Origin of the sequence: Lentzea terrae, assembly GCF_003265345.1 — a bacterium.
GTDB classification, from domain to species: Bacteria; Actinomycetota; Actinomycetes; order Mycobacteriales; family Pseudonocardiaceae; genus Lentzea; species Lentzea terrae.
This window is the reverse complement of the sequence record NZ_QFWW01000013.1, coordinates 290,553-305,981: the sequence shown is the minus strand read 5'-3', so window position 1 is coordinate 305,981 and position 15,429 is coordinate 290,553. Positions and strand designations below refer to the sequence as shown.

The following is a 15,429-nucleotide window of genomic DNA, read 5'->3' as shown; positions in this document are numbered from 1 at the left end:
GCCTCAGCGCTCGCCGCGGACGAGGCTCAGCGGACGCATGTCGGTCCAGTTCGCCTCGATGTGCGCGAGGCAGGCTTCGCGCGTGTCCTCGCCGAACACGACTCGCCAGCCCTGCGGGACCTCCGCGAACGTCGGCCAGAGCGAGTACTGACCCTCGTCGTTGACCAGCGCGTGGAAACGCCCGTTGTCGTCGTCGAAGGGGTTCGTCACGGCAAGCCTCCAGCGTAGTGGTTAACTGAGGCTTACCTTAGTTAGGTGCAGCTAACGGTGTCCAGCGGCGAAGAAGCCCAGAACTGCGGCGTTGACCACGTCCGGACGCTCGAGATAGCCGTAGTGGCCGCAGCGCTCCAACTCCACGTACCGGGCACCGGGAATCACGTCCGCGACCTCGCGGGACAGGTGCGGCGGCAGGCGGAGATCGTCGGCGAAACCGATGACGAGGCACGGCACGTCGATGTCGGCGTAGGCGGCCAGCCGGCTCGATTCCAGCGGGATGTCCAGGTCGAGCTGCGCCCGCAACCCCGGCGTCCACAGGACCGGTGACATCTCGAAGATGTCGAGCCAGTCGGAGATCGCGGCGTCGTCGTTCAACGTGTGCGTGGAGAGGTTGCGCAACGCGCGGTCGACTGCCTCTTGGCGGGGCGGCAGCACGACGCCCGAGTCGAGCATCTCCTTCTCCGCCAAGCCCATTGCCGCGCGCATGACGTCCGGCCGCCCGCGCGTGGCCATCAGCACGGCCTGCGAAACCAGCTCGGGACGGGCCAACGCCAGTTCCGTCACGACTTGAGCGCCCATCGAGGTGCCCACGAGCCGGCACGGACCGAGCCCGAGGTGCTCGATGAGACCTGCCGTGTCGGCAACGAGGTCGTCGACGGTGAATCCGGGTTCTGCGGGAGAAATTCCGCGGTTGTCGAACGTGATCACGCGGTAGCCGGCTTCGACGAACGCGGGCACCTGGTGCAGGTGCCACACCCTGCCGGTCGCGCCCGCGCCCATGACGAGCACGACGGGTTCGCCGGAACCCGTGTCCTCGTAGGAGAGCTTCACGCCGGGGAGGTCTGCGAACACGACTCACCTCGCAGGTTCGCGCGGCGCAGACCGGGCATGGTCAGCGCGGTCAGGACGACACCCGCGACGCAGATGACACCGCCCGCCACGATGCCCATGGCCGGGCCGAGCATGCGCGCGCCCAGGCCGGCCGCGGTGCCACCGACCGCGGGGCCGCTGGTCGCCTGCGCGAGCCACAGGCTGCTCACCCTGCCCTGCAGGCGGTCTGGCGTGTGGTGCTGCAACAGCGCGCGGCGCAGGATCTCCGACGTCGTGTCGGCCGCACCCGCGACCACCAGGAACGCGAGGCCCAGCCACAGGTGCCCGGACAGGCCGAACGAGGTGATCGCGAGGCCCCACAGCAACACGGCGACGATCAGCGCGCGGCCGCTGTGCCGGAACGTGTTCACCCAGCCGCTGAACAGACCGCCGATGAACGCACCCACTGCGGGCGCCGTGTGCAGCAGACCCACTGCCTCCGGGCCGCCGCCGAACACCTCGGCCGCCATCTGCGGGAACAGCGCGTACGGCATCGCGAACACCATCGCCCACAGGTCGATGATCAGCAGTCCGCGCACGATCTCGTTGCTGCGCACGAACTTCCAGCCCTCGGCGATGGACCGCAGCGGGTGTTCCTTCTCCTCGTCAACGCCTTCCGGCCGCAGATCGGGCAGTTTCCAGAACAGTGCGATGCCGATGAAGTAGCCGACGGCGTCGATCGCGAAGCACACCGCCACACCGGGCCCGGAGGCGATCAGGCCCGCGACCGACGGCCCGAGCATCGCGCCGAACTGGCTCGCCAGCGTGAGCAGGGCGCCTGCGGCCGCGAGGTGCTGGGGTTTGACCGTGGCGGGGATGGCGGCCATCAACGCCGATCCGCCGACACCGGCGACCAGGCCGATGACCACCGCGGCGAGGTAGACGAACCAGAGCATCGGCGACGGGATGGACGCGTTGACCGCGAGCGCGAAGAGCGAGATCCCGACGATCACGCGCGACCCGATGATGAGCCTGCGCCGTTCGCCCCGGTCGGCGAGCACGCCACCGGTCAGCAGGCCGACCAGCAGTGCGGCGCCGAACACCAGACCCACTAGACCGACCTGTACGGACGAGCCGGTGATCTGGTAGACGTGCACGTTGATCGCGACGTTCGTGAGCGCTGTGGTCAGCACGGTCACCGTCTGCGCGGCGAACACCAGGCGGTATGCCGGATCCTCGCGCAGTGGTGTGACGTCGACGACGAGTTCACCGAGGCGCACGGCACCATCCCTTCGATATGTCGGCTAGCCTAACCTAACTTTCTCGCCGCGATCTCAGGGAGTCGACGATGCTGGACGGCTGCGTGCCTTGGCCGGAGGAGCTGGCCGAGAGGTACCGGGCGGAGGGTTACTGGGCCGCTGAGACGCTCGACGTGCTGTTGAGCGCCGGCGCGCGCCGCCATCCGGACCGGACCGCGCTCGTCGCCGCCGACGGCACCCGGTTCACGTGGGCCGAGCTCGACGCGTGGGCCGACCGGATCGCCGCCGGACTCGTCGCCGCCGGGTTGGTCGCGCAGGACCGCGTGCTGGTGCAGCTGCCGAACGTGCCGGAGTTCGTCGCACTGTTCTTCGGCCTGCTGCGCGCCCAGGTGCTGCCCGTGCTCGCGTTGCCCGCGCATCGCGAGAGCGAGATCGTGCCGCTCTGCGAGCTGAGCGAGGCGGTCGCGTACTTCATCGCGGAGGACGACGGCGCCGGTTACGACTACCGCGACCTGGCCAGGACCGTTGTCAAGGCGATGCCGTCGGTCCGTCAGGTGTTCGTGGTGGGCGATCCCGCCGAGTTCCTGCCGCTGCCCTCGGCCGACCCGGTCGAACTGCCCGCGGCTGACCCGTTCGCGCCGGCGTTGTTCCTGCTCTCCGGTGGCACGACGGGCACGCCGAAGCTCATTCCCCGGACGCACACCGACTACCTCTACAACGCGCGCGCGAGTGCGGAGGTCTCCGGCTTCAGTGCGGACACCGTGTACCTGGTGGCATTGCCCGCCGCGCACAACTTCGCGCTCGCTTCGCCCGGCCTGCTCGGCGCGATGTCGACCGGCGGCTCCGTGGTGCTGGCGCCGGATCCCAGCGCGGACACCGCGTTCGAGCTGATCGAACGCGAGCGCGTGACGGTGACGGCGGTCGTGCCGCCGATCGCCTTGCTGTGGATGGACGTCGTCGACTTCATGGACGCCGATCTGTCCACTTTGGAGCTTCTGCAGGTCGGTGGCGCGAAGTTCAACCCCGAACCGGCCGCGCGGGTGCGGGAGACGCTGGGCTGCGACCTGCAGCAGGTGTTCGGCATGGCCGAGGGCCTGCTGAACTTCACGCGGCTCGACGACACGGACGAGCTGAAGATCACCACTCAGGGCGCCCCGCTGTGCCCCGCCGACGAGCTGCTGATCGTCGACGAGGAAGGCGAACCGGTCGCTCCTGGTGAGAGCGGCGAGCTGCTCACGCGTGGCCCGTACACGTTGCGCGGCTACTACCGCGCTGCCGAGCACAACGCGCGTGCGTTCACCGACGACGGCTTCTACCGGTCCGGTGACGTGGTGCGGCAGCTGCCGTCCGGGCACCTGATCGTCGAGGGCCGGCGCAAGGACCAGATCAACCGCGGCGGCGAGAAGATTCCCGCGGAGGAGCTGGAGAACCACCTGCTCGCACATCCCGCCGTGCACGACGCCGCAGTTGTCGGCATGCCGGACGAGGTGATGGGCGAACGGACGTGCGCGTTCGTCGTGGTGAAGGGTGAAGCTCCTACGTTGCGCGAGGTGACGGCGTTCCTGCGCGAGCGTGGTGTCGCCGCCTACAAGCTGCCGGACCGGCTCGAGGTGCTGGAGTCGTTCCCGCAGACGAAGGTCGGCAAGGTGTCCAAGGTCGCGCTGGTGCGGTTGCTCACCGGTGAGAACGGGTGAGGATGCCTTCCCGCGGCACGGGACTGGTGCTCGTGCTGGTCGCACTCGGGTTCGTGATGCTGCTGTCCCTCGCGGTCGGCGCGCGGTCGATCCCGTTCTCGACCGTGCTGGACGTGCTGGCGTCCCGGGACGGCTCCGACTCGGCGTTCGTGGTGTGGGAGCTGCGGATTCCGCGCACGTTGATCGGCGTTGCGGTCGGTGCGGCGCTCGGCGTGGCGGGCGCGTTGATGCAGGCGTTGACCAACAACCCGCTCGCCGACCCCGGCCTGCTCGGTGTGAACGCCGGTGCGTCGGCCGCGGCGGCGTTGTCGATCAGCGTGCTCGGGCTGACGGACCTGCGGGCGTTCGTCTGGTTCGCGTTTTTGGGTGCTGCGTTGGCCGGCACGGTGCTGTACGTGATCGCGGGCCGGTCGGGTGCTTCGCCGGTGCGGCTCGCGTTGGCCGGTGCGGCGGTGACGGCTGCGCTGACCGGCTTCACGCAGGCGGTGGTCCTGCTCGACCAGAACGCGTTGGACCAGATGCGGTTCTGGACCGTGGGTGCGTTGGAGCGCGCGAACATGGGGACGCTGACGGACGTCACGCCGTTCCTGGTGGTCGGGCTGGTGCTGGCGTTCCTGCTGGCGCGGCCGTTGAACGTGCTGGCGCTCGGTGAGGAGGTCGGGCGGTCGCTGGGCGCGAACCTCGGCCGGACGCAGCTGTTGACGCTGATCGCGGTGACGTTGCTGGCCGGTGCGGCGACGGCGGCGGTGGGCCCGTTGGTGTTCGTCGGTCTCGTTGTGCCGCACATGGTCCGCGCGATCACCGGGCCCGATCAGCGCTGGGTCGTGGCGTACTGCGCGGTGCTCGCGCCGGCGTTGCTGCTGCTGGCCGACGTGCTCGGGCGGGTGATGGCGCGCGAGGAGATCGACGTGGGCGTGGTGACCGCGTTGCTGGGCGGACCGGTGTTCCTGCTGCTGTTGCGGCGTGACAAGGCGGTCCGCGCATGACTGCTGTACTCGATCCTGTGGTTCCGGTTGTGCGCTCTGGGATGCGGCGCTCGTTCGTCGTGTCTGCGGTGCTCGTCGCCGCGATCGTGGTCCTCGGCGTGGTCGCGCTCGGCATCGGTGCGATCTACGTGGCGCCGCTCGACGTGGTGCGCACGTTGCTCGGCAACGGCAGCCGCATCACCAACTACGCGGTGCTGGACCTGCGGCTGCCGCGCGTGCTGATCGCGGTCGTGGTCGGCGCGGCGCTCGGCATGAGCGGCGCGGTGTTCCAGAGCCTGTCGCGCAACCCGTTGGGCAGCCCGGACATCATCGGCTTCAACTACGGTGCCGCGACCGGCGGCCTGCTCGTCATCATGGTCATCGGTGGCAGCCCCGGCGCGGTGTCGGCGGGCGCGCTGGTGGGCGGTCTGGTGACGGCGTTGCTCGTGTACCTGCTGGCGTGGCAGCGCGGTGTGCTCGGGATTCGGTTGGTGCTGACCGGAATCGGCATCAGCGCGATCCTGCAGGCGGTCAACTTCTACCTGATCGTCAACGCGGGCGTCGCCGACGTGGCGCGTGCGACGGTGTGGCTCACCGGCAGCCTGAACAACCTCGGCTGGACCCAGCTGTGGCCCGCGGCGATCGCTTTGGTCGTGCTGGTGCCCGCGCTGCTGTTCGGTGTGCGGTGGCTGGAAATGCTGGAGATGGGCGACGAGGTGGCGCAGGGCCTTGGCGTTCCGGTGGAACGTGCGCGCATGTACCTGCTCTTCACCGGTGCGGCGGCGTGCGCGGTGGCGACTGCGGCGGCCGGCCCGATCGCGTTCGTCGCCTTGGTGGCGCCGCAGTTGGCGAAACGGCTGACCCGGTCGTACGGCGCCGGGTTGCTGCCGGCGGCGTGGATGGGCGCGCTTTTGGTGCTGGCAGCGGACTTCACCACACAACGGATCGGTGGCACGTTGCCCGTGGGGGTCGCGACCGGCGCTTTGGGTGGCGTGTATCTGGCTTGGCTGCTCTGGAAGAGGCCCTGAGATGCCCCCGCCGTTCGTGGCGGGGGCATTCGCTCTGTCAGGCAGGCACCACGAACGGTGCGACCGAGCCCAGCTTCTCGCAGGTCTCCTCGAACTCGCGGTCCGGCGTCGAGTCGACCACGATGCCCGCTCCAGCACGCAGCCAGGCCTGGTCGTTCTCCTGGTAGACCGCGCGCAGCACGAGCGCCGCGTCCAGCGAGCCGTCCTCGTCGATCGCGACGACCGCACCGGAGTAGAGGCCGCGGCTGCCGTCCATGCGGGCGATCGCGTCGAGCGACTCGCGCTTCGGGATGCCCGACGCGGTCACCGCCGGGAACACCGCCTCCAGCGCGTCCCACGCCGACCGGTCGTCGGCCAGGTCGCCGTTGACGAGCGAGGCGAGGTGCTGCACGGAACCCCGCTCCTTGATCCCCATGAAGTCGCCGACGTGCACGGACTCCGGCTTGCAGATCCGGCGCAGCTCTTCCTGTGCCGTGCGCACGGAAACGGCGTGCTCGAAGACTTCCTTCGGGTCGTTCTCCAGCTCGTACCGCGCCGCCGCGTCGACCTCGGCACCACGGCCGAACGCGCGGGTGCCCGCCAACGGCTGCGTGACGACGTGGCCCGCACCGTCGACCGACACGACGATCTCGGGGCTGAACCCGGCCGCCTCGGCACCGTTCAGGCGCAGCACGAACGACCGGGCGGGGGTGTTGCCGCGGCGTCCGAGCTCGTAGGTGGACACGACGTCGACCGGGAACGGGATGTGCACCGACCGCGACAGGATCACCTTCTGGTACTGCCCCTGCCGGATCTCCTTGACCGCCTGCGCGACCCGCTCGCGGTAGTTGGCGTTGTCCGCCGTGATGTCGACCGCGGCAGCCTCACCGCTGTCCAACGGGACGTCGGCGGTCAACAGCTCGCGAACCCGCACGCGCTCGGCCGTGTCGACCCCGCGCACCACAGCCGCGCCCTCGTCCAACGTCACCTCGACGCGCGGCACGATCAGCCGGACGACCTCGCCCTCCGGCGCCGCCGCCCCGCGCAGCTCCAGCCCCGGCACCAGCGAGGCGAACCCGAAGTTGACCCGCCCGTAAGCGCGCCAGCCGGCGACCGGCAGCTCCGCGAGCGCCTCGCGGACCGCCTGCCCCGGCGAGCCCGACCAGGACCGCTCGGTGACCTCGCCGCCGGCCTCGACCCGCACCCGCCGCGCGTCGAGCGTCACCGTGGCAAGCGCGCCACCGGCGAACGTCCAGGCGCCCGCACGCTCGTAAACGACGTAGTCGTCGAAGCCGGACCGCGCCAGCCGGGTAACCAGGTCCAGCGGATCAGCCGACCCTGTCGCGATCTCTTCACGGTCGTACTCGGTCACACCAACTCCTCGTCCTTGGCGCCGGATCTCGGCTCGGTCGACCAGGGCCAGCTGGAGACCAAGGTGATCCTAACCTAAGTTAGGGCACCCTCTACAGGTCCGAATGACCGGTCAGAGCCAGATAGGTCACACCCTCCGCGCGCTGGACCGTCCGAGTGACGCCGGTAACACCGCGTCGTGGACCTCGCGATGGACCGGCCATGACCGCATTCACGCGCCGGCCGAACGCCCCCATGATCGCTGCGCTGGCTGCGGTCGTGCCCCTGCTCCTGGTGGGTTGCTCGGCAGAACCCGCTCCTCTCTCGACTTCCGCGACCACGACGACCACGACCACAACCGCCACGACGACAACGACTCCGCCGCCGGTGACCGTTTCGTCTGTTGTGGACGGACGCACGGTGGTCTTGTCGAACGGTGCCAAGGTGCAGGTTCTCGGCCTGGCGCAGCCCGGCGAGTGCTGGGCCGCGTCGGCGGTCGAGTTCGCGACGAAGACGTTGGTGGGCAAGGCGGTCAACGTCGCGGGCTCGCGGCTGCTGCTGGCCGATGGCAACGACTACGCGGTGCTCGCGGTGAGTCAGGGTGTGGCCAGGGCGGCAGCCGGAGCCGACGCGGCGATCCAGCAGGCGGAGGCGGTCGCCAGGACTGCGGCGCTCGGGTTCTGGGGGCCGTCGTGCGGTGGGCTCGACGTGAAGCCTGCGCCGCAACCCGTTGTGCCACAGCCGCAACCCGTGGTGCCGCAACCGGAGCCGGAGCCCGCGCCCGCACCTCCACCGCCGGCGGCCGCGTACTACGCGAACTGCGCGGCGGCCAAGGCGGCCGGTGCGGCACCGTTGTACCGGGGACAGCCCGGCTACCGGGCGGCGCTCGACCGGGACAACGACGGCGTCGCGTGCGAGTAGCTCAGCGGTGCGCTCGACTCCAGAGCGCAGACCAACCGCCCTTCCCCAGCAGTGCGGCGGGCACCAGCAGACCGCGCTCGGCGATCCGCTCCCAGAACAGCTCCACGGGCGCACCGAGCTCAGCCGCCGCACCCAACGCGTTCTGCCACGGCCCGTGCTCGTCGGCCAGGTCGGTGGCCGGAAACCCGGGAACGGCGGTCTTCCGCGCTGTCAGCACCCGCACCACATTGTCCGATGTGGACAGACAGGTGGCGGCGATCGTCAGCGCGCACACCAGCTCGGTCGACGGCCGACGAGCCACCGAACGCGCCAGCGCGTCGTCGTCGATCAAGGCACCCATGGCAGCGCGGATCGAGCGAGCCACCACGTCCATCGCGTGGGCCGGCGCGATTTCCGGGCGGCGGACGAGGGCGCGCAACGACCGGGGCAGCGGTGAGCCGTCCGTGAGCGTGCTGAGGCGGTCGTACTCGCGCAGGTCCGGGTCGAGCCGGGCCACTGCGGCGGCGAGCGGGCGGACGCGGGTGGCTTGCCAGAGGGTTGTGGCGTCGAGGTTCGAAGCGCGGAGCAGGTCGACGTGCTCGGCTTGGCTCAGGCGCTTCAGTGCGATCACCGCGGCTTCGGGTTCGAAGTCGGCGTGCGGACGGGCGAGCCGGGCGTAGGTGCGCCGGGCGGAGGCGGCGGAGGCCAGTTCCTGCGCGACCGCCGCGGTCAGCGCCTTGACGAGGTCCGCGGGCAGGCCGGTGGAACGGCGCGCGCCGCCTCGGGTGCGCGGCGGTGGCACGACCAGCAGGGGTTCGGGTGCGGACGGCACCGGGATCGGGATGTTGTCCACCCAGTGCTTGATCTGCTTTTCGAGGGCCGGCGTGACGTCGTCGTTGAAGCGGGCGCGCAGTTCGTGGACGTGCCAGCCGCCGGTGTGGCGGCGGATGTCGAGGTTGGCGGCGATGCGGCCGTCCGCCGAGGTGCGGAAGGCGATCAGGACGCACTGGCCCTTGCCGGCGTCCTCGGCGTACCAGGACTCGCCGATGCAGTTGCCCATGAAGCTGGACCACTCGGCCAGCTGGCGCGGTTCGCGGCCGAGTTCGACGGACAGGCCGGCGACGGTGTGTCCGTCGAGCGCCGAGATCTCCGCGGGAATCGGGAAAGCGCCGGTGCTGGCTTCGGCGATCACGGCGTCCGAACTGACGGCGGCGGCCAGTGCCGGCCAGTTGCCGCAGCGGGGTGGTGGGGTGGCGCCGAACATGACCAGTTGCGCGACGCCTGCGGCTGCTTGTGGCACGGAGTCGGTTCGGGGCGGCGGTGCGTGGTCGTAGGTCACGTCCGGGTTCGGGCGTTCGTGCCGGACGGAGGCGCGTTCGTTGCCGTAGAACGGAGCCAGCGCGTCGGCGAGGTCGGCGAGCCAGATCAGGTCGTGCGGGGACTCCGCCGCGGCCGGGTCGTCCGCCAGGCGCTGGGCCAGCGGCTGGGCCGGGGCGTCGGCGTGGGCGTCTGGCAGGGGTGGCTGCTCCCAGGTCGCGGGCGGGCGCGCGCAACCCGTTGCGGTGCGCCACTTCTGCAGCTGCGGGACCTCCCAGGGCCGGCAGGTGTCGTAGCAGTTGTGCAGCGGCCGGTCGAGATCCCAGAGGAGGGCGAACGCCGCGTCGTAGACCACCACGCCGTAGTTGCGGGCCATGGACGCGCGAATCTGCACGTACCTCTCGGTCCTGGTGTTGAGTGTCCTTTCTGGACTCAACGCGTGCACCAGCTGGTGGACGTAGTTGCCGGGCCGCGCCGGGTGGCTGTAGGCGCCTTCTGGCCGGCGGGCGGCTGCGGTCAGCTCGTTCTCGCTGAGGAAGTCGGCAGCGGCCAGCTCGTCGCGGTGCTTCTCCGCGGCGGCCGCGAGACCTTCGTCGGACAGGGTTCTGGCGAACCGGAGCAGCGCGGTGGCGGCGATCGCGTCCTGGAGGAGGCGGCCGAGCTCGGCGGCGGGCCACCAGTCGGGTGGCCGCCACCGTGCTGCGGCGGCCAGCGTCGCCTGGCCGGGCACCTCCCGGTTCATGCGCACGAAGACCATCTCGTCGAAGTGGACGCGGTGGCGTTCGCGGAGCTTGTCGATCCGGTGGGCACGGGTTTGCGACGCGGCTCGGCGTTCGAAGCGCTGCTGTTCGAGCAACTGGTCGCACACTTGGTCCCAGAGGCTGATGATCAGTGCCAGGCGTCGGGGACGCTGGTAGCCCGACAGCACGCGGGACAGGTGCTCGGCCAGGGTGGACGCGGCGCCGCGCGGGAACGGGTCGATGCCGTCCGGCGCGTGCAAGTCCAGCACGCGCTCGAGTTGTTCCGGGCCGAGGAGATCCGACGCGGCCGAAGCCAGGTGCAGCGTCGCCCAACGCTCTTCGGCGACGGCCGCGTTCGCTGCCGCGCCAACGCGTTTGGTGGCGGACGGGCCGAACATCGCCACCAGAGTGGCGGTGCGGTCGCCAAGACGATGAGCGCCGTCCAAACCGAGAACTTTCAACGCGGCCAGCACCGCGTCCCGCCGGTCTCCGTGCGCGCCGGCCAGTCGGGCTGACGTGAAGCCGCCGCCGAGGTCGACGCCCGCACCCGCGGCCGTGTCGGTCAGCGAAGCGAGCTGCCTGATCGCTTCCGCGGGATCCGCGTCGACTGGGCCGACGGCGACCGGAGCGCCCGCCGGATGTGCGCCCGCGCGGTCGCTCACGGGCATGGCTCCACCACCGGACACGGGCAGCCAGCAGCTCACCCCGGGTCCGGCTGTCACCCCAAACGCCAGCTGAATGGACATCGACACCATGATGGCGCACCCGCGCCACCCGTTTTCGGGTCGTGAGCTGCAGCTTTCGCTAAATGCCGCCGCGTTCGAAGATCGTGCGCGCCTCCCGGGCCTCGCGGCCGGCCTCGGCCTCGGCGAGAGCGCCCGGCACCGGGTTCGTTTCCTTCTCCGCGACCCACTCTTCCGGCTTAGGCCGTTCGGGTAGCGCGTTCCACTTGTCGCTCATGAATCCAGTGTGCCCGAGAAGGGCGCTGACTGACTGGTGACTTCTGGTGTCAGCGAAGTGTCAGCGCGCGTCGAGATGCTCCTTCCCAGCGGAAAACAAAAGCTTCCTGCAAAGGGCTCCGGCAATTTCGGCGGGGCCGGAGCCTGCGAAGAAGAAAAGGACACACAGTGCTCAAGAAGTTGACTCTCGTGGCGATGATGGGCGCGCTGATCAGCGTGTCCTTCGGTGCGGCCACGGCCAATGCCGCCACGGCCCGCAACGGGTCCTGCGAGGACGGCGAGTTCTGCCTGTACTACAACAGCGACCAGGCAGGTTCGGTTTCCGACTTCAACACGTCGGTCTCCGACTACGGTGACGAGCAGCCCAGCTGCTACGACTTCAAGGGCGCCGGCAACGGCAAGGGCCTGTGCGTGAAGAACGAGGCCGCCTCGGTGTGGAACCGCACCGACAAGAAGGTGACCGTGTACTTCAACAGCGGTTACGCGGGCCCGAGCCAGACGATCGCGGCGAACGCCAAGGCCAACCTGAACTCGACGCTCAAGAACGAGAACGCGTCGCACAAGCTCAACGACGCCGGTGGCCCGCCGCCGCCCGGTGGCAGCTACGACGCTCCGAACAACAACCCGCACCCGGAGGCCTCGGCCCGCGCGCCGCAGGCCACGAAGCGCACGCAGTTCGTGGACGACGAGATCCGCCGCCTGACCGGTGAGACGCACTGCTGGGTGGGCGACTACCGCAGCAACGAGTCGTCGACGAGCAACCACAACACCGGCAACGCGCTCGACTGCACGATCTCGAACGCGATCGGGCAGCACCCGTCCGCGGCGCAGAAGGAACAGGGCTGGAAGCTCGCCAACTGGCTGAAGAAGTACGCGTCCAAGCTGGACGTCCGCTACGTGATCTGGCAGGGCAAGATCTGGAGCGTGGCCCGCGCGTCTGAGGGCTGGCGCAACTACACCGCCGGTGGCGGTGTGACCGGTGGTCACTACGACCACGTCCACGTCTCGATTCAGAACCCGCACGGCGACTGATCCCGATTCAGTCCCGAAAGGCCACCCGATCATTGGTCGGGTGGCTTTTCGCCGTATTTTTGAGGCAGACTCTCCACAACCGCCGCGCCTGTGTGTCCCTGCACTGCACAAGGAGCGTCCGAAATGGCACGACGAGTCGTGGCAATCGCCGCCACAACAGCACTGGCGTTCACCGTGATCAATCCACCCGCGAACGCCGGCCCGGTCGGCAGCGGCTGGCAGGAGTACAGCCCTTCCTGGAACCTGCAGATCCAGAGCAGCGGCAAGATCACCAGCTACCCGAGCAGCACCACCAGCGCGTCCGGCCCCGGCGGGTCCTACCGCCGCGAGGGCGGGGTGCAGACCTTCAAGCTCTTCAACAACGGCTCGAACCGGGTCGAGGCGCGGATCCAGGACAACTACCGCACCGGGCAACGGCAGTTCGAGGGCGAGCTCAAGGTCACCGCCGGCACGGACGACGAGAGCGCCATGCAGATCTTCGGCAACGACGGCGACGGCGCCACCACGTTGATGATCAGGTCCTTCGCACGCAACGGCGGGACGTTGCGGGGCGGTGGCAAGGACCTGGTCAGCAACATCAACGGCAAATGGGTGCGGGTCAACGTCACCCACAACGCGACGGCCGGCGGTGGCAGCTACTCCATCTACATCAACGGCAAGCACGTGCACACGAACAACGGGCCCAAGGGCGACCACTACTTCAAGTACGGCGTCTACGGCACGTTGAAGACGTCTGGCGCCGAGCACCAGTGGCGCAACGTGCACTTCTACCGGAAGTAGAACCTCAGGGACGCAGGTCGTGGACGATCAGTGACGCGGCCAGCAACCTGATGTCCGCCGGGTCGGCCGGGTTGTAACCGGTCAGCTCGGTGACGCGGCGCAGGCGGTAGTTCAACGTGTTGCGGTGCAGGTGCAGGCTTTCGGCCGTGCGGTGCCGGTTGTGGTCGCTGTTGAGGAACACCCTGAGCGTGTGCAGCAGGTCGGGGTGCTCGGCCAGCCGGTCCATCACGCGGGCGAGGCGCTTGCGGCCGGGGCCCGGGCGGCAGAGCTGGTACTCGAGCAGCACGTCGTCCAGCACGTACGGGCCGGGCGGACGGCCCAGGCGCTGCACCAGTTCGGCGATGTCGGCGGCCTGGCGCGCGGCGGTGGGGATGTCCTCCCGGCTCTCCGCCGCCGCGATGCCGCCGACCAGGCTGACGCCTGCCGCGGTGTGCAGCTTGCGGATCAGGTCCGCGGCGGCGCCCAGTTCGGACTCGAGCGCGTCGGGCGAGGTGGGCAGCAGCACCGTGCCGCCGTCCTGGTCCAGTGCGGAAAGCGCCTGCTTCGGCAGTTCGGCACGCATGCGTCGGGCCAACGTGCCGTGCGCAGCCTCGACGCGCACGGCCACAACCACGTGATGGCTGGACAGTTCGAGGCCGATCCGCTCCGCCAGCGGCTCGGCTTCCCGGCCGGTCAGCAACGCGGCCACCAACGCGCGGGCCGCCTCACGGCGTTCGGCGTGCAGCGCCTGCTGTTCGGCCAGGTACGAAGCGGCGACGGCGGGCACAGCGGCGCTCAGGAACTGCAGCAGCGCGGGCACGGTCGCCAGCAGGTCGCCGACCTCGTCCTGCTCGGCGACGCCGGCCATCGACAGCCAGCCGACGTACGCGGCCACGTGGTAGGTGCTCAGCACGACTTCGAGCGGCACGCCCTGCTGTGCCCTGCGGACGGCCGTGGCGATCTGGTCGGCCAGCTCTTCCGGCGCGGGTGGCCGCTGTTCGCGCAGCGCCCGCAGGAAGACCTGCAGGTTTCTGGTCACCGCCTCGGTGATCTCGCGGTCGACCAACTGGTGCGGCAGCTGCCGGTAGGCCGCCGATCTGGCGAAGAACGCCTCCAGCACTTTCTCGGCGATGCTGGGAATCTGCGTCGCGGCCCGGTCGTACAGCGGGGCGAGCGGGTCCGGTGCGGGGATGTCGACCACCGGCAGAGGCTTGCGCATGCGAGCGGCCCGTGCCATCGCCCGAAGCGGTCTTCTTTCATCGGCACTGTGCACGAATGGAGGCGTCGGGCGTTGTGCATCTGACCCAAACGTTTGACCTGTTCGAGTGATGGACGGTGGGGGCGGGGCGTGCCTGCCGCCAGAATTGCAAGTCCAACCGGCAGGGCAGGATGACTTGGCACCCAACACGAGCAGTGTTCAAGAGTGCATGAAGCTGTTGCTGCGAAGTGGATTCCAGCGATCCGTCGTGCATGACGCCGTGACGCGCGTCAACGCCGTGATGTTCCGGAGGCTGTGGCGGGGCACCAACGAGACGGTGCTCGCCTACTCCGAGTCCGAGGCGCTGGCCTATCGCGTGCGTCAGGGCGACGTCGACCCGGCCGACCCGTTCGTCGTCGACCCGGACGTCACGTTGTGGCAGTGCGGCGGGGAGTTCCTGGACGTCGCGATCCAGCTGCTGGAGCTCCCACCGGCGGAGGAGCACTCGACGTTCGAGGCGAGCTGACTACTGCTGGCGGCGCACCATCTCGTTGATCCAGATGGGGGCGAACGGCGAGGTGCAGCCCGCCGGTGTCGGGTAGTCCTTCAGCACTTCCAGGCGCTCACCGATGTCGATCGCACGGGCGCGGTGTGCCGGGTGTTCGATGCCGATCTGCGCCAGGCAGTGGTTCATCGCCCACTGCAGGCGCTCGTCGGCGTGCTTCATGTCCTTCTCGATGATGTCGAGCAGGCCTTCGAGATCCAGGCCGTCGGGCTTCTTCGCCACCCGTTCGCTGGTGAGGGCCCAGCCCGCGCTCGCGACCACCGGATCCGGGTCGGCGAACCAGGCAACGCGCAGATCTTCGGCGTGGGCGCTCTTCTTCACCACGTAGTTCACGAGCCAGTCGTGGACCTTGGGGCGGCGGGCCTCGCGCAGTATCGTGTCGAGCTGGTCGCGGGTGAACGCCTTGGGGCGGCAGATCAGCAGTGCGAGCAGGCGGGCCGCGGTGTCGCCGGTCGCCCACAGCTCCAGCGAAAGGTCCTGCTGGGTCTTGAGGCGCTTGGCGATCGCGCGGAGCTTGCCGAGGTTCACGCCGTGGTCGTCGCCGTGCTTCTCGTTGACCGCGCGTGCTTTCGGGTCCTCCAGTGCGGCCAGTTCGGCCATCAACTCGGCCACCGTGCTGTCCGCCACCTCAGCCCTCCCGTCCTCGGTGGCGGACAGC

Annotated in this window: 15 protein-coding genes; 7 read left to right on the top strand and 8 right to left on the bottom strand. The window is 69.7% G+C overall.

The annotated features are described in order from the left end of the window. Nucleotides 1-3: 3 nt before the first annotated feature. The 3 genes from DI276_RS20175 to entS are packed head-to-tail and all read right to left on the bottom strand — an operon-like array spanning nt 4 to nt 2,306. Nucleotides 4-210, bottom strand: coding sequence for an MbtH family protein (locus tag DI276_RS20175; protein ID WP_112265606.1), 207 nt, complete (start codon nt 208-210; stop codon nt 4-6). Between the two features lie 51 nt (nt 211-261). Continuing rightward, nucleotides 262-1,068, bottom strand: a complete 807-nt coding sequence (locus tag DI276_RS20170) for an alpha/beta fold hydrolase (RefSeq protein WP_232836776.1) — start codon at nt 1,066-1,068, stop codon at nt 262-264. Continuing rightward, on the bottom strand, nt 1,044-2,306 hold the full coding sequence (entS, locus tag DI276_RS20165; RefSeq protein WP_112265604.1) for an enterobactin transporter EntS: 1,263 nt from the start codon (nt 2,304-2,306) through the stop codon (nt 1,044-1,046). Before entS ends, DI276_RS20170 begins: the two co-directional genes overlap by 25 nt. 68 nt (nt 2,307-2,374) lie before the next feature. Here entS and DI276_RS20160 point away from each other — a divergent pair, with 68 nt between their 5' ends. Genes DI276_RS20160 through DI276_RS20150 form a run of 3 tightly spaced genes read left to right on the top strand, consistent with a single transcriptional unit; the run spans nt 2,375 to nt 5,972 of the window. Beyond that, nucleotides 2,375-3,979, top strand: coding sequence for a (2,3-dihydroxybenzoyl)adenylate synthase (locus DI276_RS20160; protein ID WP_112265602.1), 1,605 nt, complete (start codon nt 2,375-2,377; stop codon nt 3,977-3,979). Nucleotides 3,980-3,981: 2 nt separating this feature from the next. Next, nucleotides 3,982-4,965: a FecCD family ABC transporter permease gene (locus tag DI276_RS20155; RefSeq protein WP_112265600.1), complete on the top strand. Its 984-nt coding sequence runs from the start codon at nt 3,982-3,984 to the stop codon at nt 4,963-4,965. Nucleotides 4,966-4,994: 29 nt separating this feature from the next. Beyond that, nucleotides 4,995-5,972: a FecCD family ABC transporter permease gene (locus DI276_RS20150; protein WP_232836775.1), complete on the top strand. Its 978-nt coding sequence runs from the start codon at nt 4,995-4,997 to the stop codon at nt 5,970-5,972. A 37-nt stretch (nt 5,973-6,009) separates the two neighbouring features. Here the strand turns inward: DI276_RS20150 and DI276_RS20145 are convergent, their stop codons facing one another. Next, nucleotides 6,010-7,323: a salicylate synthase gene (locus DI276_RS20145; protein WP_112265596.1), complete on the bottom strand. Its 1,314-nt coding sequence runs from the start codon at nt 7,321-7,323 to the stop codon at nt 6,010-6,012. Between the two features lie 200 nt (nt 7,324-7,523). On the opposite strand from DI276_RS20145, the gene DI276_RS20140 reads away from it, so the two are divergent. Then, nucleotides 7,524-8,222 carry an excalibur calcium-binding domain-containing protein gene (locus tag DI276_RS20140; protein WP_112265595.1) on the top strand — a complete coding sequence of 233 codons (699 nt, stop codon included), beginning with the start codon at nt 7,524-7,526 and terminating at the stop codon, nt 8,220-8,222. A 1-nt stretch (nt 8,223) separates the two neighbouring features. On the opposite strand, the gene DI276_RS20135 is transcribed toward DI276_RS20140, so the two are convergent. Beyond that, on the bottom strand, nt 8,224-11,004 hold the full coding sequence (locus DI276_RS20135; RefSeq protein ID WP_157984819.1) for a hypothetical protein: 2,781 nt from the start codon (nt 11,002-11,004) through the stop codon (nt 8,224-8,226). A gap of 58 nt (nt 11,005-11,062) precedes the next feature. After that, nucleotides 11,063-11,218: a hypothetical protein gene (locus tag DI276_RS50085; protein ID WP_157984818.1), complete on the bottom strand. Its 156-nt coding sequence runs from the start codon at nt 11,216-11,218 to the stop codon at nt 11,063-11,065. Between the two features lie 167 nt (nt 11,219-11,385). Here DI276_RS50085 and DI276_RS51030 point away from each other — a divergent pair, with 167 nt between their 5' ends. Both DI276_RS51030 and DI276_RS20125 read left to right on the top strand, forming a co-directional pair. Continuing rightward, complete coding sequence (locus tag DI276_RS51030) at nt 11,386-12,249, top strand: peptidase inhibitor family I36 protein (RefSeq protein ID WP_232836774.1); 864 nt, start codon at nt 11,386-11,388, stop codon at nt 12,247-12,249. Nucleotides 12,250-12,372: 123 nt separating this feature from the next. Next, nucleotides 12,373-13,029, top strand: a complete 657-nt coding sequence (locus DI276_RS20125; RefSeq protein WP_157984817.1) for a hypothetical protein — start codon at nt 12,373-12,375, stop codon at nt 13,027-13,029. 4 nt (nt 13,030-13,033) lie between these two features. On the opposite strand, the gene DI276_RS20120 is transcribed toward DI276_RS20125, so the two are convergent. Continuing rightward, the gene (locus DI276_RS20120) at nt 13,034-14,227 is read right to left on the bottom strand and encodes a PucR family transcriptional regulator (RefSeq protein WP_157984816.1); all 1,194 of its coding nucleotides are present in this window, start codon (nt 14,225-14,227) and stop codon (nt 13,034-13,036) included. A gap of 208 nt (nt 14,228-14,435) precedes the next feature. Between DI276_RS20120 and DI276_RS20115 the strand changes: the two genes are divergently transcribed. Continuing rightward, complete coding sequence (locus tag DI276_RS20115) at nt 14,436-14,732, top strand: hypothetical protein (protein ID WP_112265587.1); 297 nt, start codon at nt 14,436-14,438, stop codon at nt 14,730-14,732. On the opposite strand, the gene DI276_RS20110 is transcribed toward DI276_RS20115, so the two are convergent. Then, the gene (locus DI276_RS20110; protein WP_112265783.1) at nt 14,733-15,371 is read right to left on the bottom strand and encodes a DNA alkylation repair protein; all 639 of its coding nucleotides are present in this window, start codon (nt 15,369-15,371) and stop codon (nt 14,733-14,735) included. Nucleotides 15,372-15,429 lie beyond the last annotated feature (58 nt).

Bases quoted from the DNA above. Each gene is read 5' to 3' on its own strand.
- DI276_RS20120 (WP_157984816.1), bottom strand. From the start codon at position 14,227: ATGCGCAAGCCTCTGCCGGTGGTCGACATCCCCGCACCGGACCCGCTC.
- DI276_RS20110 (WP_112265783.1), bottom strand. From the start codon at position 15,371: ATGGCCGAACTGGCCGCACTGGAGGACCCGAAAGCACGCGCGGTCAAC.
- DI276_RS50085 (WP_157984818.1), bottom strand. From the start codon at position 11,218: ATGAGCGACAAGTGGAACGCGCTACCCGAACGGCCTAAGCCGGAAGAG.
- DI276_RS20125 (WP_157984817.1), top strand. From the start codon at position 12,373: ATGGCACGACGAGTCGTGGCAATCGCCGCCACAACAGCACTGGCGTTC.
- DI276_RS20160 (WP_112265602.1), top strand. From the start codon at position 2,375: ATGCTGGACGGCTGCGTGCCTTGGCCGGAGGAGCTGGCCGAGAGGTAC.
- DI276_RS20155 (WP_112265600.1), top strand. From the start codon at position 3,982: ATGCCTTCCCGCGGCACGGGACTGGTGCTCGTGCTGGTCGCACTCGGG.
- DI276_RS20115 (WP_112265587.1), top strand. From the start codon at position 14,436: ATGAAGCTGTTGCTGCGAAGTGGATTCCAGCGATCCGTCGTGCATGAC.
- DI276_RS20135 (WP_157984819.1), bottom strand. From the start codon at position 11,004: ATGTCCATTCAGCTGGCGTTTGGGGTGACAGCCGGACCCGGGGTGAGC.
- DI276_RS20140 (WP_112265595.1), top strand. From the start codon at position 7,524: ATGACCGCATTCACGCGCCGGCCGAACGCCCCCATGATCGCTGCGCTG.